This window comes from Halopiger djelfimassiliensis (assembly GCF_000455365.1).
Classification (GTDB): domain Archaea; phylum Halobacteriota; class Halobacteria; order Halobacteriales; family Natrialbaceae; genus Halopiger_B; species Halopiger_B djelfimassiliensis.
In genome coordinates this window covers 512402-533031 of record NZ_HG315685.1, presented here as the reverse complement: position 1 = coordinate 533031, position 20630 = coordinate 512402, and the positions used below count along the sequence as shown (strand labels likewise).

At 61.9% G+C, this 20630-nt stretch carries 17 protein-coding genes; 8 read left to right on the top strand and 9 right to left on the bottom strand.

All coding sequences use genetic code 11. The features are described 5' to 3' along the window. Positions 1–13: 13 nt before the first annotated feature. The 4 genes from TX80_RS08485 to TX80_RS08470 form a co-directional block, all read right to left on the bottom strand. Positions 14–2461 carry a methyl-accepting chemotaxis protein gene (locus TX80_RS08485; RefSeq protein ID WP_049922675.1) on the bottom strand — a complete coding sequence of 816 codons (2448 nt, stop codon included), beginning with the start codon at positions 2459–2461 and terminating at the stop codon, positions 14–16. Continuing rightward, on the bottom strand, positions 2458–3705 hold the full coding sequence (locus tag TX80_RS08480; RefSeq protein ID WP_081661516.1) for an ABC transporter substrate-binding protein: 1248 nt from the start codon (positions 3703–3705) through the stop codon (positions 2458–2460). The genes TX80_RS08485 and TX80_RS08480 overlap by 4 nt, the downstream gene beginning before the upstream one ends. A 195-nt stretch (positions 3706–3900) precedes the next feature. Next, positions 3901–4737, bottom strand: coding sequence for a GNAT family N-acetyltransferase (locus TX80_RS08475; protein ID WP_049922673.1), 837 nt, complete (start codon positions 4735–4737; stop codon positions 3901–3903). Between the two features lie 163 nt (positions 4738–4900). Then, positions 4901–5182, bottom strand: a complete 282-nt coding sequence (locus TX80_RS08470) for a hypothetical protein (RefSeq protein WP_049922672.1) — start codon at positions 5180–5182, stop codon at positions 4901–4903. Between the two features lie 141 nt (positions 5183–5323). On the opposite strand from TX80_RS08470, the gene TX80_RS19965 reads away from it, so the two are divergent. Beyond that, positions 5324–5452 carry a hypothetical protein gene (locus TX80_RS19965; protein ID WP_268258137.1) on the top strand — a complete coding sequence of 43 codons (129 nt, stop codon included), beginning with the start codon at positions 5324–5326 and terminating at the stop codon, positions 5450–5452. A 256-nt stretch (positions 5453–5708) separates the two neighbouring features. Continuing rightward, entirely contained in the window at positions 5709–6029 is a 321-nt protein-coding gene (locus TX80_RS18970; protein WP_154658611.1) for a hypothetical protein, read from the top strand. Between the two features lie 70 nt (positions 6030–6099). Here TX80_RS18970 and TX80_RS18965 read toward each other — a convergent pair whose 3' ends face one another. Continuing rightward, positions 6100–7404 (bottom strand): hypothetical protein, encoded by a 1305-nt coding sequence (locus TX80_RS18965; protein WP_230198697.1) that lies wholly within the window; start codon positions 7402–7404, stop codon positions 6100–6102. Between the two features lie 1069 nt (positions 7405–8473). Here TX80_RS18965 and TX80_RS08460 point away from each other — a divergent pair. The 4 genes from TX80_RS08460 (at position 8474) to TX80_RS08445 (ending at position 15040) form a co-directional block, all read left to right on the top strand. Next, entirely contained in the window at positions 8474–9277 is an 804-nt protein-coding gene (locus tag TX80_RS08460) for a class I SAM-dependent methyltransferase (protein ID WP_049922670.1), read from the top strand. Positions 9278–9556: 279 nt separating this feature from the next. Next, entirely contained in the window at positions 9557–12853 is a 3297-nt protein-coding gene (locus tag TX80_RS08455) for a PAS domain-containing protein (protein WP_049922669.1), read from the top strand. Next, positions 12846–13310 carry a response regulator gene (locus tag TX80_RS08450; protein ID WP_049922668.1) on the top strand — a complete coding sequence of 155 codons (465 nt, stop codon included), beginning with the start codon at positions 12846–12848 and terminating at the stop codon, positions 13308–13310. Before TX80_RS08455 ends, TX80_RS08450 begins: the two co-directional genes overlap by 8 nt. Beyond that, positions 13307–15040, top strand: a complete 1734-nt coding sequence (locus tag TX80_RS08445; protein ID WP_049922667.1) for a bacterio-opsin activator domain-containing protein — start codon at positions 13307–13309, stop codon at positions 15038–15040. Before TX80_RS08450 ends, TX80_RS08445 begins: the two co-directional genes overlap by 4 nt. Positions 15041–15056: 16 nt before the next feature. On the opposite strand, the gene TX80_RS08440 is transcribed toward TX80_RS08445, so the two are convergent. The 4 genes from TX80_RS08440 to TX80_RS08425 form a co-directional block, all read right to left on the bottom strand. Then, complete coding sequence (locus TX80_RS08440) at positions 15057–16076, bottom strand: LLM class flavin-dependent oxidoreductase (protein WP_049922666.1); 1020 nt, start codon at positions 16074–16076, stop codon at positions 15057–15059. Positions 16077–16183: 107 nt separating this feature from the next. Further along, complete coding sequence (locus TX80_RS08435; protein WP_394324880.1) at positions 16184–16786, bottom strand: HdeD family acid-resistance protein; 603 nt, start codon at positions 16784–16786, stop codon at positions 16184–16186. 493 nt (positions 16787–17279) lie between these two features. Beyond that, positions 17280–19037 (bottom strand): archaeosine synthase subunit alpha, encoded by a 1758-nt coding sequence (gene arcS, locus TX80_RS08430; protein WP_049922664.1) that lies wholly within the window; start codon positions 19035–19037, stop codon positions 17280–17282. A gap of 109 nt (positions 19038–19146) precedes the next feature. Beyond that, the gene (locus tag TX80_RS08425; RefSeq protein WP_049922663.1) at positions 19147–19506 is read right to left on the bottom strand and encodes an RNA-binding protein; all 360 of its coding nucleotides are present in this window, start codon (positions 19504–19506) and stop codon (positions 19147–19149) included. Between the two features lie 166 nt (positions 19507–19672). Here TX80_RS08425 and TX80_RS08420 point away from each other — a divergent pair, with 166 nt between their 5' ends. After that, entirely contained in the window at positions 19673–20146 is a 474-nt protein-coding gene (locus TX80_RS08420) for an Lrp/AsnC family transcriptional regulator (RefSeq protein ID WP_049922662.1), read from the top strand. Between the two features lie 122 nt (positions 20147–20268). Further along, positions 20269–20601 (top strand): HalOD1 output domain-containing protein, encoded by a 333-nt coding sequence (locus tag TX80_RS08415; RefSeq protein ID WP_049923199.1) that lies wholly within the window; start codon positions 20269–20271, stop codon positions 20599–20601. Positions 20602–20630 lie beyond the last annotated feature (29 nt).

Sequence of the window (20630 nt, the reverse complement as noted above, 5' to 3'; positions counted from 1 at the left end):
GGCCGAATCGGGGCTACTCGTCGCGAGCGTAGCCGCCGTCGGGGGCCGTCGTGGAGTCGGGTGTCGCCCGACCGCCGGCACTCGTCCCCGCGCGGTCCGCCTCCGTCTCGAACCGCTCGAGCATTTCGGACAGTTCCGAGGCCTGTTCGGCGAGCGTACTGACGTTTTGGGTGACGTCGGTAAGCGAGGCCGTCTGCTCTTCGGCGGCCGCGGAGACGTTCGCGGCTTCGGCCGCGGACTCCTCGCTGCTGCTTGCGACGTCGTCGACGGCGGTAACGACTTGCTCGGTCGAGGACGCCTGATCGTCGGTCGCAGCGGAGATTTCCTGCACGCCGTCGTTCGTGCTCTCGGCGTATTCGGCGATCTCCTCGAGCGACTCGACGGCCGGCTCGACGGCCTTCGTCCCTTCTTCGACCTTGTCGCTGGTTTCTTCGACGACGCTGACGGATTCGTCGGTCTTCTCGCGGATGGTCGCGATCCGATTTTCGATCTCCGCCGCCGCTTCCTTCGCGTCAGCAGACAGTTCCTTGATCTCCTGGGCGACCATATCGAACCCGTCGGCGTCCCCGTCCGTTCCGGCCCGCGTCGCTTCGATGCTGGCGTTCAACGCCAAGAGGTTCGTCTGATCGGCGACGTCCGAAATCGCGTCGACGAGTTCGCCGATCTGTTCGACCTCCTCTTCGAGGGACTGGATCGTTTCGACGGCGCGTTCGGCCTCGGACTCGACTTCGACCATCTCCGAGATCGCCTCCTCCGCGGCCGCTCGACCGCGCTGGCTCGAGTCGACCGTCTGTTCCGCCACCGACGCGACCTCGGTCGCCGTCGACGCGATCTCTTCGGTGCTCGCCGAGAGGTCGGACATCTCGGTTTCGACGGTCTGGAGCTGTTCGCTCTGGCGGTCGGCCACGTCCGAGATCTCCTGAATGGACTCGGCGACCTGTTCGCTTGCCCGCTGAACTTCCGTACTCGAGGCCTTGACGTCCGTGCTGGCGCTCGAGACGTCGTCGGCGAACTGCTTGACGTTCTCGACGGTCGCCTCGAGTTCGTCGAGCATCGCGTTGAACTCCTCGCCGATCGCACGCATCTGCTCGTTGTCGGTGTCGACGGTGGCGCGAACGGTGAGGTCGCCGTCCGCAGCGGCTCGCATCGTTCGGCTGTACTGGTCAGCTGCCCGTTGCAGTTCGTCGGTCACCTCGGCCATGCGTTCGCGTTCGGCTTCGGCTTCCTCGCGTGCGGCTTCGGCCTCCTCCTGTGCCGCTTCGGCGTCTGCCTGTGCTGCCTCGGCGTCCGCCTGTGCTTCTTTCGCCTCGGTGATCCGTGCCTGAAGCGTCTCGCGCATCTCGTCGAACGCCCGGTAGAGTCGGCCGACCTCGTCGATCCGGTTCGTCGAGAGATCGACCGTCAGATCGCCGTCTTCCATGCGCTCGGCGCGGTTCCGGAGGTCCTCGAGCGGCGTCACGGTCTGTTTGGCGAGGAAGAACCCGCCGAGGACGAGGGTCACGAGACCGGCACCGATGACCGAAAGCAGCGTCCATCCGACCGCGTTACTCGCTGCAAACGCCTGCTCGGAGGGAACGGTCGTCACTGCGACCCAGTTGTTGTCCGCGGTTGCGGCGTAGGCAGTCACCAGATCGTCGTCGCGCTCGAACGCGGTACCGTCCCGGACCGAACCGAGCGCTTCGACGATGTCCGCGTCCGGATCGCCGCCGAGTTCGTCGCTTGCCAGTACCGTCTCGCCGTCGGTGTTGAGGATCATCGTTTCCTGATCCTCGTGGAGCTGGCGAAGGCCGTTGACCCGGTACTCGATCGTTCCGACGACGACGGCGATTCGGGATTCGTCACCCTCGACCGGGCTAGCAAACGAGATCACCTGATCGTCCATCGTCCCGGACCGGTAGGCGGTCGGGGAGTTCCACACCTCGTTTGCCGCCGTCAGGTCGACGCCGGGTTCGATTTCGGTCCAGGGCTCGTCGATGCTCGCGATCGACTGCCCGCGGAGTTCGCCGTTGGTGCTGGTCAGGACCTGCCCGTCGTTGGTATCGACGATGTGAATGGCCCGAACGTCGACCGGCAACTTGGCCTGTTCCTGAATCACGTGTGCTTCGGCGGTCTCCGCGTCCGTTCCGGAAAGGGCGGGCGCGGAGGAGAGCGACCGGGTGTGAGATTCCATCGCGATCGTCCACTCGTTGATGGAGTCGGCGTGCATCTCGACGGTCGCCGTTAGCTGTTGTTCGGCGTCGTTCTCGACGGTTCGTTCGGCGTCGACGTAGCCGATCCCGCCGACGACCGAGAGGACGACGACGATGAGCAGAATCGAGATGACGAACTTCACGCGGTAGCTACCGCGGATGAACGACGGGACGAGACTCGAGAGGTCCCCCAGTACCGCGTCGTCACCCTCGTCGCTCGTGTCCGGTTCGGCACCGGCATCGGCCCGCTGCTGTGGGTCCTGATCGCTCATTCTGCCACCCCCTGGGGAGTCCGCTCTCCGAGCACGGAGATGTCGCCATCAGCGTACGTGAAGTACTCGTAGGTCGTCGATCCGCCGTCGCCGTTTTCGTCGAACTCGATTTCACCGGACGCACCGCGGAAGTGGACCGGCTCGCCCGCTGCGGCGAGTTCGATTCCCTCGGCGAGATTGCCCGGGAGGATCTCCGTTCCGTCGCCGGTCGTAACCTCGTTCATTCGGGCCCTGATCTCCGTTCCGTCGTTTACCCCTGCAGCGGCGTTTGCAAGCAGGACGGTCGCCGCGGCGTCGTAGCAGTTCGACGTAAACAGCGCCGGGTCGGTTCCGTACTCGCTTCGATACAGGGACTCGAACCCGTCTCGGCCGGGGCCGCTCGAACTCGGTGCCGTCCCGAAGACGTTAGACAGCGGCTGACCGACCTTGTCGGGGACCGTTTCGCCCTGTAACCCGTCGGTGACGAACACGTCTTCGCCGTTCTCGTGGTCGGCGTAGTATTCACGTAACAGATCGACCCCGCTCTCGACGTAACTGACGAGAAACAGAATATCGGGATCATCGGCCAGTGCCCGCTCCAGTGGGTCAGCGTAGGAGTCACTACCCGGGGTAAACGGCACCTGCCGCTGGAGCGTCCCGTCGAACGACGCCGAGAACGAACCGGAAAGCTGTCGGCCGTAGTCGCCCGACATGTACAACGTCGCGGCGGTTTCGGCGTCGTGTTCCGTCGACGCGAGTTGCGCCGCGATGGCCCCCTGTAACGAGTCGTTCGGTGCCGTTCGAAACGAGTAGCCACGGTCGTTGAGGATCGAAAGCGTCGGCGACGTACTCATCGGCGAACAGGAGACGGTCCCCGCGGGAATCGTCGCCTGCTGTGTCATCTGAAGCGTGACGCCCGAGGAGGCGGCACCGACGATCGTCTGATACCCGTCGTCGATCAGGCCTGCCGCCGCGTCGACCGCGCTTGTCGGCGTCGTTTCGGAGTCGACGACGTCGTGTTCGATCGTCGCGTCCAGATCGGCGTCCTCGAGCTCGGCTACCGGCAACGTCGTGCCGTTCGCGAGCGCGTCTCCGAACGTCGAGAGACCACCCGACAACGGAACGACCGCTCCGTACCGAAGCGTCCGCTCGGACAACGCCGCCCGCGTTTCACTGTTCCCGCCGCGTATGCCATCCGTCAGACAACCAGCCAACGAGACGGCCGCGCTCCCCGAAAGCGCGGACAGACACTGCCGTCTGCTCATTCTTCGGTTCATCACTGACCCCACCTCTCACACGCACAACCACTCGTAGTCGGACCACTGTCCATAGTCTGGTGTCCGCTGTCGGTCGTTTCAACATTCCGGCCAAATGATAGTGATTGATAGTTTACCTCGTGACAATAGGCCACAAGGGTAATGTACTGAACGGACGTTGATTCCCTATTCGAGCCGTCACGACTACCGTTCCGACGGCCAGATCGCCAACAGCACCTCGTCGACGAACTCGTCGTCGATGCAGTAGTGTTCCTCGCGCTCTCCTTCGCGTCGCCAGCCGTTTTCCTCCAGAAACTCGATCGCGCCGTCGTTCGTCGCGGGAACGCCCTGATAGAGCTTCCGATAGCCGGCGTCGTCGGCCCACTCGAGTCCGTACTCGAGCAACCGCGACCCGATTCCGACACGGCGCTGTTCGGGATCGACGCCGACGGTCACCGCGGCGACATGGGAACGGGACGGAAACCCGGGAGCTTCGAGGTGGAGCCACCCGACGACATCTCGCTCCGGGCGGTCGGAACCGGAGTCGTCGGCTGCTGGCTCGAGGACGGCGGCAAAGCAGATCCGCGAGCGGTCGCCGTCGACGCGGACGAGCGCTGACTCCCGTTCGAGCCGTTCGGCGAGGTTGGCCGCGACGACGTAACTCCCGTTTGCGGCGACTGCCCGCATCGTCTCGACGATACCGGTCCGGTCGGCTTCCCGTGCCGGACGGATCGTGACCCGTCCCGGCTCGAGGTCGTGTTCGCTCGGAGCTCCCGGTAGGGCGATACGGAGTTTGCCGTTCGATTCGACCAGATACCCGCGGTCCCGTAGCGTCTCGACACACGAACGGAGTTCGTCCGGCGACGGCGGTACCTCGTGTGTGTACGTTCCCGAACGTGCGGGTTTGGACTGTGTCGATTCGGACTCCAGTCGGACCGAGCGAATCAGTTCGGGACGCGTGACGGCCCCGTTTCGCTCGACGTACTCGTACACCCTGCGCTGGATCTCGTCGTCGAACGAAACGGACGATAGAGCAGGCATAGGAAACGCAGCACCGACCGGCACTATTAGTATACTGCCCGTATTCGCCGGCCCAGCGAGCGACACCGAGTTCGTGGGCCGGAGCGGACGTCTCGAGACGCCCCGAATCGGACGGCCATGACTTGGGCCGGTACCGTGAGCGGAGCCGTCCTCACGCTTTGGCTCAGATGGGGTCTGTGGGATCGTGACGGTCGGCCATACGGCTGGCTTCGGCAGCGTACTGCTCTCGTCGAGCCGGGTCGTCGACGCTCCCCAGATTGTCGGGGTCGGCGTCGATAGCGGCTGGCGTCGTCCGTTCCGGACCGGTAAACGAGGTGAGTGCTCGCTCCTTGCGGAAGTATCGCTTGCCGTCCGGTGTTGCATACGTGAGGATGATGAGATTCTGCTCGTCGTCGGAATACGTTCGCTCGACGAGCCAGACGCGGACGCCGTCAGCGTCGCTCATACGTCTCGTTTGTGCCCCAGCCGGAAGTACATCGGGATGTGGCCCACGTCTGCCGGCTACTGCCGCTCCTCTTTCCCTTCGCATTCTTATAACCCTACAGATAAAACTGGAAAATTCACGAGTTGGTGTTGCCAAATCGGTGTGAAAATCGGAGAGATCGAATGTAGAGAACAGGAGGGGACGATGGACCTGGACGAACTCGAGGCGTTCCTCGGAAAGGGGATGCCGAAACCCATTACGGAGATTGGGACGGAAACGGCGAAATTGTAGATAAAACAGTCCTCTTGGATTCACAGAGGCGGGGATCCGCTTATTTATATCTCGTTCGGCATTGTCTACTTCGGCAGCGTGTATAAATTCATCGTAGTTCGATACGCCCTCTTGCCAGTATTTTTAAGCCAATACATACCAATATTCATATTAGGTAATGGACGAGGGAAATTTCGCGAGTACTATACGGATTTCTCGCCGTCAGTTCCTGGCAACAGGAATGATTTTCGCTACTTCGATATTTGCTGGTTGTCAAATGCAGGGCCAAGAGTCTGGATCAGCAAGCATCATTGTTCATAATAAGACTGAAACATCACATCAGATCTCAGTTGATGTAACAACGTTAAGCAGCGATGAAACAATGATCTCAGAGGTCATGGAGGTTCCTGCTGTTGGAGATGATTCCCCGACAAAAACAGAACGACTTCCAGCTGGCAGTAGCTACTCTGTTAGTGTTGAAATTGATACTGGGGTCAGTGAGACATTTGAGTGGGAAAACGTTCAGATTGAGCAGTCGCCATTACATATTATTTACGATGGATCTGAGAACATTATTTTCGCACTCCAAGAAGGGTGAACGTGATCTGTCTGGTGTAGTGGATTGGTATAAAAGGTGGCGAGGAATAATTAAATCGTAAGCCAATTTACTACGTTTCGACTGTTATACAGGAGTGTGCAAACCAGTTTGCGTAGCTGAGGACATGACTATTGGAATTCCATGTGTCGTGGATCTCGAGTTCGGATGCGATATCGGTTCCGTCGTTTTGGTATCCGACGACTGTGACCGAATGGTTGCCATATTCCGATTTATCACTTGGGTAATCGTTTGCTCGACCCCCGCCCGACATATTGAGCATGTATGGTCGATCGTTGTTCTCGATTTCCTCAAGGACGAATTCGATTCCTGGATTTACATGCTGGAAGGCATCGTAGGTGTGGCTTCCCTCAGTGTAGTCTTCGATTCCTTCAGACATAGGATCTCGAATCAGATCTGATGCAGAACTAACATCCCCATCAAGATCCAGTACAAATGGTGCTGTTCCTCCACTTGCGTTGGTTTCCATCTTGATGTGAAGCCGATCGATAATGGCTTCTCGTGTGTCTCCCTCGTATTCGGAAACTCCCTCGTAGTATCCAATGATCATCGAGGCTGCGATTGGTGTACAACCATCCCAGTCGTCCCATTCATCGTCGCCATACCCGATTTCTGTTTCATCAGCATCGCCACCGTCTAAATCGTCATTTGTCGTCCAGCAGGGAACGTCAGATACGCTGTCATCCATAATTGATACATCATCGGTTGAGTATTCCTTTTCTGCTCCGTAGTTCTCGCTTCGAGCAGCTTCCCAACGTTCCTCTGACCGAACGGAAGAGAATGCTAGCTCGTTTGGTGAACCAGTACCGAGGTGATAGGTCTTTGCAGTGTGTGGCTCTACCACTTTGTTATCTGTAAGTTCCATTCCATATGAGACCCCACCTTCGTATATTCGGCGTCCAGTTGTGGAGTTAGTTTGTTGTGCTACTTTTGATGTCTTTTTGATGGGTGATGCCTCAGTACTGTACTCGAGGATTGGTTCCATCGATCGGTGTGCTCCTGCTGTAATGTACCCTACCTCGCTGCCGTTTTGGAGAACTGGGAAAACGTAAGCACTCCGAATGTACTTCTCAGAAGAGTCTTCGGGAGCACGCATGTAGAACGCAGTCGGCGAGTCAAGAGTACTGTTACTCCAGGCGGAAAATTTGCCAACGCCTCCCACTTGCTTGAGCTTTTGTGCAGCTGCTTTTCGAGCCAATTCTGGTGGAACGGTTTCTGGAACTCGACTAGATGGGGTTCCAGCGATTGCGGAGTTGGTTAATCCGATTCCCCCAACTACGGATGCAGCTGCCGCAACGAAACTACGGCGATTGGTTGTTAGCGATCTCCTTGATTCGTTTCCGTCATTCCTTGTCATAAGTTAACTCCAACTATGCCCTCATCTTACACACTGTTATTTCTTTTCCCTAATATAATAGATTGAGATTTTACTAAATTGAAATGTTACGAGCTACTAATTTATGATTCGCTCGGCGGTGTAGACTGTATCAGAGGACAATTCTCTGAAATACCGATACCAAGCAGATGGTCGGATGACCCTACAAGAAGTATTGCTTAGTTAGTGGTTTGGTAAAACCAAACGCAGAATCCGTAGCCACCTGGACTCCGACCATTCTATATCGTGGTATACAATTTATGTATCGCGGTACCGGGGACGAAGAGACTCCAGTGAACGAACGCCGTTTCTCCACCAAGAGGAGGGGGACGGTCCACACGCTATCGCGAGTACCGCAACTGTGGATATGTCCGGCCGGATAACGACGAGGGTCCCCTCGTGAGTGTTGGGTAAATGACTGCGGGTGGTCGATGGTATCTGAAGGTAGCCGGTAGTGAACATCGATCTCGAGCATCCTCTCGAGTATCCTCGCAGGGTTCTTCTATGGCTGTTCCCGGGTTGGCCCGTTGGTGTCTCCAGAGCCGAAGCCGTGCGCAGGTTATCCCTGCCGGACCACACCGGTCCTCGCCGAAAATATCCGCAGTCGCGACCGCTTGAATTTCATGACCGTTCGGCGGGAGACTGCATGACCGACACTCGGATACACCGAAGCGAAGTGCCGGTTCACTCGGCCTCGGTCGCGCCACATCGAGCGGGGCACTTTCATCTTCGAGAGCGCGCTCCTCGAGTGGCCGTTGGATAGGTCGAAGTCCCGATACTGCACCGATCTCCGGTATCGACACTGCCGTCCGGATCGACGGAGGAACCGTCTCGAGCGTACCTGCACGCACGACGACCCAGTCTCCCCTCTCTCACAGTCGTCGTTCGGCGACATCACGAGAAATAAATCACATGTCGCGATACGAAATGGCTCCCCAATTCGATGACTATCTAGTAATCAGCACCCTTCGAAACACGGCCACTCTGGGACGCCGGCGCGTCGGCGGCATCCCTTCAAAAACCATATGTGACCGGGTAGAAGGGACCAGTAATGCCCGACCCGGCGGATCACGAACGCACTGTCCGCGAAGCGTTTACGAAACAGGCGAGTGACTACGCGGAACGTTCGGTCCTCTCGGATCCGGAGAAAATCGGGCGGCTGATCCGCGCAACCGAGCCGTCCTCCAAAGCGCGTGTCCTCGACGTTGCGACGGGACCCGGACACGTCGCGTTCGGGTTTGCGGCGGTCTGTGACGAAGTCGTTGGCGTCGACATCACGAGAGCCCCGCTCGAGATCGCCACGGAACGGAACCAACAGCGCAGTAGTGCGAATATCCACTTCGGGCAGGCGGATGCCGGGAACCTCCCCTTTGCAACCGCCAGTTTCGACATCGTTGTCTGTCGTCTCGCGTTTCACCACCTCGAAAACCCGTCGCTGGTCCTTCGGGAGATGGCGAGGGTCTGTCGCACAGGTGGGACGGTCGCCGTCGCCGACATCGTCGTGAGCGAATTTCCCGAGCGGGCGTCGTACCAAAACCGTTTCGAGCGACTTCGGGACCCGTCCCACGTCCGTGCGCTGCAACGGAGTGAGCTGCTCGCACTGGTCACCGAGCAAGGAATAGAGATCACGGACGTGCGTTCCGGAACCGTCGTCCAGAACGTAGCGCAGTGGCTCGACCTCGCACAAACGCCGGAACCGCGTGCCGATACGGTTCGAAAACTGATCGAAGCGGACGCGAAACACGACCTGAGCGGGACGCGCCCGTTTTCAGAGGACGGCGAGCTGTATTTCACGCACCGAACTGCTATCGTGGTCGGACGCCGGGTACGATCCGAGTCGGGGACGACGGAGTAAGCGCGTCGAGACCCCAAGAATCGACCGGACCTTGCGGAACTCCCTGCTCGGGGCGACGGGAACCTCGGGGCCGAACCGATCGAGTCGTCGGCCTCGATGACGGCACGTAGCGGGCTACAGCCCGGTTCACCGTCCGGATCCGGTGGGGCGGCAGCCACCGCTCGAGAGGCTGAACGGCTCTGACGGAATTACCGTCAATCAGGCCTGAAGTTGTGTCGAAACGGAGTTTCGAGCACTACACTTAACCTTCTCAGTCGGCTTGTAAACAGCACTCGACTCATGGCATCCTCCGATCGGTCACCGGACCAGCGGTGCTCATCCGTCCGCCAGCAGGAGGTCGTCGCCACCCTCGGCCGGCAGGCACTCGAGGCCGACGACCTCGAGCAGTTGCTGGACGATGCGACCGCTGCCGTCCGGGAAACGCTGGGAGCACAGTACTGTACGGTCTTCGAGACGCTTCCCGAATCGGAGGACCTGCTGCTCAGTGCAGGCGTCGGCTGGCAGTCCGGGGTCGTCGGCTCGCGGACGATACCGCGGGACTCCCATGTGGGGGAGACGCTCGCCACCGCCGAACCGGTGATCGTCGACGACTATCCCGCCGAGGACCGTGTTCCGATGCCGGAGCTATTCCGCGACTGCGGCGTCACGAGCGGGGTCGGCGTCGTCATCGGAGCGTCGGAAGATCCGTGGGGGATACTCGGCGTCCACGCGACCGACTGCCGAGAGTTTACCGAACCCGAGGTTGCTTTCGTCCGGAGCGTCGCGAACGTGCTCGGGTCGGCGATCGAAACCGAACGGGTAACGCGCCGGCTCGAAGCGGAAACGATGCTCAAAAACCGGATCGTCGAGACGAGTCCGGTCGGGATCACGTTCATCGGCGCTGACGGCATGAACGTCTTCGCGAACGATCGTGCCGAGGAACTCCTCGGTCGCCCGCTGGCGGAACTCAGACACTACGATCACGCCGACGATCGATGGAACCTGGTGGACGTCCACGGCGACCCGCTGTCGGCCGACGAACTGCCGTTTTCCAGGGTTCAGCGGACCGGCGAACCGGTCTTCGGCGAAATCGTCGGGATCGACCATCCCGACGGGTCACGAGTGTGGCTGTCGACACACTGTGCGCCGCTGTACGACGCGGGTGCGTTCGACGGAGCAATATACGTACTCGAGGACGTCACGGAACAGCGCCGCCTCGAGAACGAACTCGAGTCGCTGTTCGATCGGATCACGGACGGGGTCTTCGGCCTCGATGCGGAGTGGAACGTCACCTACGTCAACGACCGTGCACGGGAGTTGATCGATCCCGAAGGCGACGGGCTGGTCGGTGAAAACATCTGGGAGGTGTTCCCGGCCGCCGTCGACTCCCGGTTCGAGCGGGAGTACCGGCAGGCGATGGCGACCCAGGAGCCGACGACGTTCGAAGCGTACTTTCCGCCGCTTTCGACGTGGTTCGAGGTCAACGCGTACCCCTCCGAGACGGGTCTGTCGGTCTACTTCCGGGACGTTACCGAGAGAAAGCGGATGAAACGGGAACTCCGCGAAACCAACCGGACGCTCCACCGGCTGTACGAAATCACCGCCGATAGCGACCGCACGTTCGACGAGAAGATCGACGAACTACTCGAACTCGGCCGCGAACGTCTCGGTCTCGACGTCGGGTTTCTGGCCAGAACCGACGAGCGCAGGGATCGCTTCGAGGTGACACACTCGATCGGCGATGACGAGCAACTCCGGCCGGGAACGAGCGCGTCGCTGTCGGACACGTACTGCCAGCGGACGATCCGAGCCGATGGGCTTCTGGGGTTCACCGACGACCCGGTAGCGGGCCCGATCGGGAGCGATACCTACCGGCGGTGGGAACTCGACTGCTATCTCGGCGGCAGCGTGTTCGTCGACGACGACCTGTACGGGACGCTCTGTTTCGGCAGCCGCTCGTCCCGCGAGGCGGAGTTTACCGCCGCCGAGCAGTCGTTCGTCGAGCTCGCAACCCAGTGGGTGAGTTACGAACTCGAGCGCCGACATCGCCAGCGCGAACTCGAGGAAAGCGAGCGACGATACCGGACGCTGGCCGAACACTTCCCGAACGGGATCGTCGCACTGTTCGACGACGACCTCCGCTATACGCTCGCAGACGGCCAGATCCTCGACGAACTCGACATCTCGGCCGACGAGTTCGTCGGTCGAACCGTTCAGGAACGGTACGACGGGGAGACGCTCGAGGCGTTCGAATCGAACTTCCGGGCGGCCCTCGACGGTGAACAACGGACCTTCGAGTTCCAGTTACACGGCCGCGAGTGGCTCGCGTACACCCTCCCGATCGCGGACAATCACGGCTCCGTCTTCGCGGGCATGATCATGGTTCAGGACGTAACCGAACGGAACGCGCGCGAACGCCAACTCCGCGAGCGCGAGTCGCGTCTCGAACGGGTGACGGCCTACACCGACGACATTCTGGACGCGATCGACGACGTGTTTTACGTCCTCGACGACGAGGGCAGCCTCCAGCGCTGGAACGAGGCCCTCTGTTCGGTGACGGGGTATACCGACGACGAAGTCGACGGCATGAGCGCGCTCGAGTTCTTCGACGGGGAGGATCGGGCGGCGATCGAGGAGGCGATCGCCGAGGTGTTCGAAACCGGGCAGGCACGCGTCGAGGCGACGGTGACGACGAAAACGGGCGAATCGATCCCCTACGAGTTCGCCGCTGCCGCGCTCGAGGACCCGTCCGGGTCCCCCGTCGTGACCGGGATCGGTCGGGACATCACCGATCGAAAAGCCACCCAGCGTCGACTCGAGCAACTCGTGACGGATCTGGCGGAATCGAACGAGCGACTGGAGCAGTTCGCCTACGCGGCGTCCCACGACCTGCAGGAACCGTTGCGGATGATCTCGAGCTATCTCACTCTGCTCGAACGCCGGTACGCGACGGAACTCGACGAGGACGCAGCGGAATTCATCGCGTTCGCCGTCAACGGCGCAGAGCGGATGCGCGATATGATCGACGGCTTGCTCGCGTACTCCCGGATCGATACGAAGGGGAACCCGTTCCGGGTCGTCGATCTCGAGGACGTGCTCGCGGACGTCCGCGCCGACCTCGAGATGCGCATCCACGAGACCGACACCGAACTCGAGGTCGACTCGCTGCCACGCGTTTACGGCGACCCCGGTCAGTTACGCCAACTGTTTCAGAACCTCGTGGACAACGCGATCACGTATTCGGGCGAGCAGGCCCCACGTATATCCGTGTTCGCGGAGAAGGACGATCGAGAGTGGGTGATCTCGGTTCGTGATCAGGGGATCGGAATCGACCCCGACGATACGGATCGCATCTTCCAGGTGTTCGACCGCCTGCACAGTATCGGCGAGTACGACGGTACCGGCATCGGACTCGCGCTCTGTCAGCGGATCGTCGAACGCCACGACGGCGAGATCCGGGTCGATTCCCAGCCCGGTGTGGGATCGACGTTTTCGGTTGCGCTGCCAACGCGGTCAGCGACCGAATCCGAAGCGGTATCCGAATCCGAGTCCGAATACGGGTTCGCCCGACGAACGGACTGTCACAGCAATGAATGACTCAGGAGCAACCCGACCCGACCCAGCACAGATCCTGTTAGTCGAGGACAACCCCGGTGATGTCCGACTAACGGAGGAAGCGTTCAAGCAGGGCCGGATCGAGAACGACCTCTACGTCGTCTCCGATGGCACCGAAGCCCTCGAGTTCCTCTACAGGCGCGGCGAGTACGCGGACGCGCCGCGGCCGGATCTCATCCTGCTCGATCTCAATCTTCCGCGGACGGACGGCGAGGAAGTGCTCGAGGAACTCAAAGAGGATTCGGAGCTCCGATCGATCCCGGTGATCGTTCTGACGAGTTCGAGAGCCGAAGAGGACGTCGTGCGGTCCTACGAACTGCACGCAAACGCCTATCTCACGAAGCCAGTCGATCCGGACGAGTTCATCGAAACCGTTCGTGCGTTCGAGAAGTTCTGGTTCTCGGTCGTACGGTTGCCACCGGAGGTCGAACGATCATGAGCGACACGACGACTGAATCCGAGCAGCGACGAACCGAACGCAGCGAGAACAGCGCCGTCGACCAACGGGACCCGGAAGCCGACATCGACGAGACGCTCCGGATCCTGTTGATCGAGGACAATCCCGGTGACGCTCGACTGATCGAGGAGATGCTTCGGGATACCGAGGAACTCGTCCAGCGAATTAGCCCCGATGAGGCGGCGGGACACACGCCGGATATTACCCGCGAAACCCGACTCGAGGGCGGACTCGAAAAACTCGGGAGCTCCACGACCGACGTGGTGTTGCTCGACTTGAACCTGCCCGACAGCGAGGGACTCGAGACGCTCGAGGCGGTTTACGAGGCAAGCGACGAGACGCCGATCGTCGTGCTGACCGGCGTCCGAGATCAACAGGTCGGCGTGCAGGCGATCCAGCGGGGCGCACAGGACTTCCTCGTCAAAGACGAGGTAACGAGCGAGTTGCTGGTACGGACGATCCACCACGCGATCGAACGGGCACGGCAGGAACGCGAACGCAGACGCCAGCGGGAACAGTTAGAGGCGCTCAATCGACTCAATCGTATCGGCAACGACATCACCCACTCGGTCATTACGACCGAAGCCCGCGAGGAACTCGAACAGGAAGTCTGTGATCGACTCGTCGAATCCGACGCCTACCGATTCGCCTGGATCGGCGAGGTCAACCCGGGCAGCGACCGCATCGTCCCGAAGGCGGCGGCCGGAGTCGAGGAGGGCTATCTCGAGGAGGTCCAGATCAGTGCCGACGAAGACGACGAGACGGGACGGGGGCCAGCAGGAACGGCGATCCGAACCGGCTCGGTCCAGGTAATGAACGACGTCCACACTGATCCCCAGTTCGAACCCTGGCGTGAGGAAGCCCAAGCACGGGGCTACCGGTCCTCCGCAGCGATCCCGATCGTCCACGAGGACCTCGTCTACGGCGTTTTGAACGTCTATTCGTCGTCATCGCGGGCGTTCACGGAGCCGGAAACGACCATTCTCGCCCGGATCGGCGACGTCGTCGCTCACGCGATCACGGCGATCGAACGACGGGACGCGCTGGTCAGCGACACGGTCATCGAACTCGAGTTTCGGGTCGAGGAGCTGGCCAAGCCGCTAGTCGAACTGTCGGCAACCGAGTCCTGTACGATCGCGATCGAACAACTGGTTCGTGGCGACGAAACGTTGCTCGCATACGGGTCCGCACAGAACGTCTCACAGGACGCGTTCAGCGACGCCGTCGCGGAAACGGACGGGATCAGCGACGTGCGATTCCTCGCGGTCAGACGCGACGAATTCGAGTTCGAACTCGTCGCTCCGGTCGCCGTCTCGCTGTTCGAGACGATCGCCACCCACGGCGGTCGCGTCGAGTCGGCACGGATTACCGACGGCGAGTTCCGGTTCGTCGTCGAACTCCCGCGGGGACGTGACACCCGCCAGATGATCGAACTCATCCAGAACCAACGCGACGACGTCGCGTACCTCGCACAGCGGACGACCGAACGCAGCGACCGGTCGGACGCCGGGACCTCGTCGGTTCTCGAGGAACGACTCACCGACAAACAGCGTGCCGCCCTCGAGACGGCGTACTTCGCGGGGTATTTCGACTGGCCCCGCGAGAGTACCGGCGAGGAGATCGCCGAGCGCCTCGGCATCGCGCCTGCGACCTTCAACCAGCACCTGCGGACCGCCGAGCGGAAGTTCTTCGACTCCGTCCTCGGGGAGTGATCGGCCGACGATCGCGTTAAATCCCGACGCCGTCGGCCAGGAGTTCGTGCGAGCGCAGCACGTCGTCGTGGTCGGCGATGAGGTTCTGGACGATGACGTCATCGACGCCGACCCGCTCCGTCAGCTCTTCGAGTAGCGTCCGCACCGTCGACGGGCGTCCGGAGATCGACCGGGGCCACTCGCGGTCCGCGAGCGGGGTCGGTGTCGGCTCCGGAACGCCGCCGAGTTCGTCGATCGCGTCCTCGACCGCCGGGATCGAACCGACGACCCCGCGTCGCATGCGCTGATAGGACGCCTCGGCGCTCGCGCGCAACCGGGCCGCCTCGCGATCGGTTTCGGCACAGGCGACGTTGACCGCGAGCATCCCCTCGGGTTCGTCCGGTCCCGCTCCGAGCGGCGAAGGACTGAACGCCTCGCGGTAGGCCTCGAAGGCGGTCTCTGCCAGTTCGGGTCTGATGAACGCGGCGAAACAGTACCGCAGACCGAGTTCACCGGCGATCGCCGCGCTCGAGGGGCTCGAGCCGAGAACCCACGGTTCCGGAGCGCCGTCGGCCGAGCGCGGCAACTGGAGATCTGCGTAGGGGTGGTCGGCCGAAAACCCGTCGTAGAGGTGGGACACTGTCGCTTCGATCTTCTCGGCGTGGTCCGCGTCGGGGTCGCGTTTCTTTCGGTCGGTTCCAAGCGCCCGGTCGGCGGCCGGAATCCCCGTTGCTCGACCGAGGCCGAGATCGATCCGTCCCGGGGCCAGCGCGTCGAGGGATGCGAACGTTTCCGCGACCTTGAACGGCCGGTAGTGGTTGAGCAAGACGGTACCGGAACCGACCCGAATGTCGTCGGTTTCGGCCGCGAGACGGGCGATCAGCACCTCCGGAGTCGTGCTCGCGATCGCGTCGGCCATCCCGTGGTGTTCGGCGACCCAGAACCGGGAGTAGCCGAGTTCGTCGGCTCGCCGTGCGAGTTCGAGCGTGTTGTCGTACGCCTCGGTTGCGTTCCCGCCGTCCGGTACGGGCGCGAGATCGACGATGGAGAGGTTCACATCGGCGTTCAGTGATGCACGCAGAATAACCGTTCGTCACGGTTCCGTCGAGGACAACAGTGTTCGAACGGCTCGAGTGAACGGACAGCGGTTCGCTCAAAAAGGATCTACGCGCCGCGCGGCTCGGCCGCGGGCGGCGTCGATTCGTCCGCGTTCCGTCCCGAAATCGCCACGACGCTCATCGAGAGGCCGGTCATGAAGAGACTGACACCCACGAGGAGTCCGAACGCCCAGGCCGCGTCGGCGGGGAATCCGGCCCAGAGCAGTCCGGCAAGGACGAACGAGACGACGCCGCTGACGGCGATGGAGGCGCGGCCGGGTCGGTCGGCCATGCGCATCGCCATCCACAGTTCAGCGACGCCGTCGACCAACAGGTACGCGACCAGCACGAGCGTGAGGGTCACGAGGCCGAGGACGGGGTTTGCGAGCAGGACGATGCCGCCGATCACCGAGACGACGGCGAGCGCGAACTGCCAGAGGGAGCCGCTCCACCCGCGCGTGGTAACAGCGTGAGCGCCGTGAACGACGCCGCTCAGTACGAGCAACGCGCCGAGCCCGATCGTCAGCGATAGTCCCGTCACAACCGGGAACGCGACCGCGAGAAGGCCGATCAGTCCGACGACCGCACCCGCGATAGCGAGCATCCGCCATCCGCCCGAAATGGAGTCGCCGTACGATCCGTCGTTGAGTGTGGGTGTGTTCACCTGAATCACCAGGTTATCCTACGACGTGTGCGTATATATAACAAATATATGGTTTGACAGTCTGTTCCGAACCCGAACCGGTCAGAATCCGGCGATACAGCGTCTCGAGCGTTGCAAACAGTTGAATCGATACCAGACCACCGGGTTGGATCGTGATCTCGAGGAGCGCTCATATAGTGTATAGCGCGATATGAAATTCGCAGGCTGGGTATACCGAGCTGGAGATGGTGTCACCGTCGACGTTCGATCGGCCCACGGTGGGACGAGAGAGCGCGGCGAACACGACGTTCCCGTCCGTCTCCAGCACCCGAAGCGAAGTCGTACGCTTTCCGATGGAAGGTTTCGAAACGCCAAGGAAACTCGAGGCCGAACGGAAACCGTGACCGGGACCGCGGATCGAGACCGTCACGAACGCCGCGAGTGCGAATGCTGTGGCGAACAGGTGCCTGCAGCGACCTACCACGAGCACTTGCTCAAGGAGTGTCCGGGAGAATAGCGGTTACTTCTCTTCGACGTGGCGGATCTCGCAAGCGATCCCCCGCGTGCTCTCTGCCATCTCACGGCCGAACATCTCGGCGCGGCCGACGCCGAAGGCCTTCGGTCCCTCGACGACTACCTCGTCGCCGACCCGAATGTCCTCGTCCGCGTCGACGATGCCGGGCGCGAGCACGCTCCCGTGGGGGACGAAGCCGTCGATCTCGACGCGCTTGACGGGCGCGTCGCTTTCGACCCATCGGCGTGCGCCCGCGAGCGTAAACGAGAGGGTGCCGTACTGGGGAACCATCGTCGCGAGCTGGGTGTCCTCGTCGTCCCGGACCTGAATCTTGGGGTAGCGACTCGTCGTTTTGATCTCCTCGAAGAGGGCGTCCCCGGCACCGTCACCGAGCAGGTAGTCCGCGATGGCACGGACGGTGTTGTGCTCGCGCTCGCGCTTGGAGTACTTCAACTCGCCCGACAGCGCCTCGGAGAGGTTCGAAATGGACTCATCGTCGGTGGGGTGACCGCCCTCGGGGACGGTGTAGGTCACGTCGAGTTCGAGTCGCTTCTCGACGCGCTCGACGATGTCGCGGTAGCCCTCGTCGGGGACGTGGGCGATGATCGCCGGATACTCGTTGCGCTCGAGGTACCGACGCAGGACTTCGCTGACGAACTCTTTCTCGTCTTCGGACCACCGGCCCGTGACCACGGTGTCGTAGTGTTGGGCCGGATAGGTCGTCTCGAGTTCCTGTGGCACGACGCCGATGGGACTCGTCATCGAAACGAGATGGCCGCGCCACTGGATGGCGTCGTGGAACTGGCGGTGGCTCTGGGATTCGCTGTAGGGCTTGGTCGCCGAACAGGGGACGAGCACGAGCGGGTTCTTGAACCGGTTGCGGTACCGCGTCGTGACGCGGTCGGCAAAGCGCTGGATTTCGACCCGGCGGAGGGTATCTTCCGTCGCGGCGTTGATCTGGGCGTCCCGCAGGATTGGCGTGCGTTCCTCGAGATAGCCCCACTGGTCGTCGAGTTCGCGCATGGCAGCCGTGAGCCACTGGTCGTGGCGGGCCTGTCCCTCGACGTAGTCCCGCAGGCGGCCGTCGCGGATGCGACGGCGGACGATCCCCAGTTCCGCCCGCAGGGCGTTTCGGTTGTGCTCGACGCAGTCCTCCCGGGTGAACTCCTCGCGCGGTTGCTGACAGGCCGAACACGAGCAGGGGAGTTCCTCGAGGTCTTCGAGGAAGTACGCCTCGTCGGTCGTCAGGTATCGGCCCTCGGTGCCTTTCACGACGGCCGCGGTTTCGTCGACGAGATCGACGCCGGCGTAGGCCAGCAGGGCCACGTTACGCGGCGTGGCGACGCCGGAAAAGAGAAGCGCGGTATCGGCGGGGATCGCCTCGCGAACGGTCACGACGGCCTCGACAAGCGCCGCGCCGTGGCCCATCACGGACTGGACGTCGGAGACGGCGTAGGCGTCCGTTCCGTGATCGGCTGCGGTCTCGCTCGAGACGACGGCGACGCTTGGATACGCCACGTCGGGATACTCGACCGCGAAGGACTCCTGAACTTCTTCGGCAGTACCGCCGGGAAACGCCCGGTGGGGCAAGACGGTGAGTTTCGATTCGTCGCCGTCGGGAAGATCCCGATCGGCGCTCCAGAGCGACCCCGCATCCTCGAGGACGTCGTCGACGAGCGCGGGGGTCGTCACCGGCGACTCCAGGCGGAGTTCACCCACGCGCGCGGCCCCATCGCGCTCGTGGACTTCGAAGTAGTCGGTCATACCGGATATGGCCGCGGCGCGCGAAAGAGGCTGTCGATAGCGCCCGGCGATCGGTGAGACGCCCCGCGGGGCGGAAAACTCACACGGACGCCCCGAGCGCTGCTCCCGGTCAGGCGGTCTCGAGAAACGTCGCCGTCGCCGACGTCCGGCCCCGGTTAAACGAGAGCAGTTTGAGACGGATCACGTCGCCCTCCTCGAGGTGGGCGGGAACGTCCTCGACGAAGACGACGAACCCCTCGATCTTACAGACCGCCTGCCGCTCGCCGGTATGATGCTCGGTGAACTCGTGGATGCCGACCGCCTCGACATCGCCGATATCGACCGGCGGATCGCGCTGCTGGGCCGCCCTGTGGCGCTCGAAAGACTCCCGTCGGTCCGCCGAACGGGCACCACGATACCGTTTGATCGCCCACGAGCCGAACACGACGGCGACCATCGTACCGAAGAGCACCGACGCAACCTCGAGCATACTCGAACCAGCTCTCGCGTCCACTATCGGTGTTGCGGTGTCGGTTCGGGTATCAGGTTGGAGTTCGTTCCGGACAGGCCACGGATCGTTCCGGTTTCCGTTCCTGACGTTGTGTCACGCAATCACGAACCAATAGGCGCTTGCCACTGGCCGGAAAACGATCGCTATGAAGTTCGAACTCGACGATATCGACCGTGGAATTCTTCACCGGCTACAGGACGACGCCAGACACACGACGGCGTCGGACATCGCCGAGGACGTCGACGTGACGGCAAATACCGTCCGCAACCGGATCCAGCGGCTCGAGGACGAGGGCGTGATCACGGGGTACATGCCGGTGCTCGATTACGAACGAACCGGGAAATCGATGCACATGGTCGTCCAGTGCACCGTCCCGATCCACAAGCGCGGAACGTTGGCAACGGATGCGCTTTCGGTCGATGGCGTCGTCGCCGTCCGCGAACTCATGACCGGTCACCGGAACCTCCGGATCGACCTCGTCGCGGAGGACACCGACGAGATCACGGCGGCCGTTAGCCGACTCCAGCGCACCGGGCTCGACATCGAGGAGGAGGAACTGCTCAAAGCCGAGTATCGCCAGCCGTTCGATAACTTCGGAGCCAACGCCGTCAACAGTTGAGGGAGTGCTCCGCCGTAGATCGAGCCGGTTCGATTTCGGTTACCGAAATCGAGCGCCGAATAACTGAGTAAAGTTTCGCTATCGCCGCTATGCTTTTACGTATCCATCCGCTCGAGTACATCGTGAGTAATTCATCCATCAGTTCGGCTGACGACGGGTTCGACGGCTCCGTGAGTATCGCCGTCGTTACTGCGATCGCGGCGCGACGGAACGTCGCCCCGACCGAACTCCCGCCGCTGTACGAGTGGATCGACCCCGACGCGCTGGATGCGCTCTTCGAGCCGAGCCGAACGCGTGGGCCGCGGCGTGGCCGACTCGAGTTTCACTACGACGGCCACGACGTCGTCGTCGAGTGCACCGACGACCTCGAGATCACCGTCGACGGGAAGCCGATAGCCGACCCGGTTTCGACCGCAACGGTCGGGATGTCCGACGAATCCGTCACCGGCGTCTGAAACGGATACCGCTCACGACGCGACCGGTT

Excerpts from the sequence above, each read along its gene's own strand:
- TX80_RS08485 (WP_049922675.1), bottom strand. The coding sequence starts at position 2,461 with ATGAGCGATCAGGACCCACAGCAGCGGGCCGATGCCGGTGCCGAACCG.
- TX80_RS08480 (WP_081661516.1), bottom strand. The coding sequence starts at position 3,705 with ATGAGCAGACGGCAGTGTCTGTCCGCGCTTTCGGGGAGCGCGGCCGTC.
- TX80_RS08475 (WP_049922673.1), bottom strand. The coding sequence starts at position 4,737 with ATGCCTGCTCTATCGTCCGTTTCGTTCGACGACGAGATCCAGCGCAGG.
- TX80_RS08470 (WP_049922672.1), bottom strand. The coding sequence starts at position 5,182 with ATGAGCGACGCTGACGGCGTCCGCGTCTGGCTCGTCGAGCGAACGTAT.
- TX80_RS18970 (WP_154658611.1), top strand. The coding sequence starts at position 5,709 with ATGCAGGGCCAAGAGTCTGGATCAGCAAGCATCATTGTTCATAATAAG.
- TX80_RS18965 (WP_230198697.1), bottom strand. The coding sequence starts at position 7,404 with ATGACAAGGAATGACGGAAACGAATCAAGGAGATCGCTAACAACCAAT.
- TX80_RS08460 (WP_049922670.1), top strand. The coding sequence starts at position 8,474 with ATGCCCGACCCGGCGGATCACGAACGCACTGTCCGCGAAGCGTTTACG.
- TX80_RS08455 (WP_049922669.1), top strand. The coding sequence starts at position 9,557 with ATGGCATCCTCCGATCGGTCACCGGACCAGCGGTGCTCATCCGTCCGC.
- TX80_RS08450 (WP_049922668.1), top strand. The coding sequence starts at position 12,846 with ATGAATGACTCAGGAGCAACCCGACCCGACCCAGCACAGATCCTGTTA.
- TX80_RS08445 (WP_049922667.1), top strand. The coding sequence starts at position 13,307 with ATGAGCGACACGACGACTGAATCCGAGCAGCGACGAACCGAACGCAGC.
- arcS (WP_049922664.1), bottom strand. The coding sequence starts at position 19,037 with ATGACCGACTACTTCGAAGTCCACGAGCGCGATGGGGCCGCGCGCGTG.
- TX80_RS08425 (WP_049922663.1), bottom strand. The coding sequence starts at position 19,506 with ATGCTCGAGGTTGCGTCGGTGCTCTTCGGTACGATGGTCGCCGTCGTG.
- TX80_RS08420 (WP_049922662.1), top strand. The coding sequence starts at position 19,673 with ATGAAGTTCGAACTCGACGATATCGACCGTGGAATTCTTCACCGGCTA.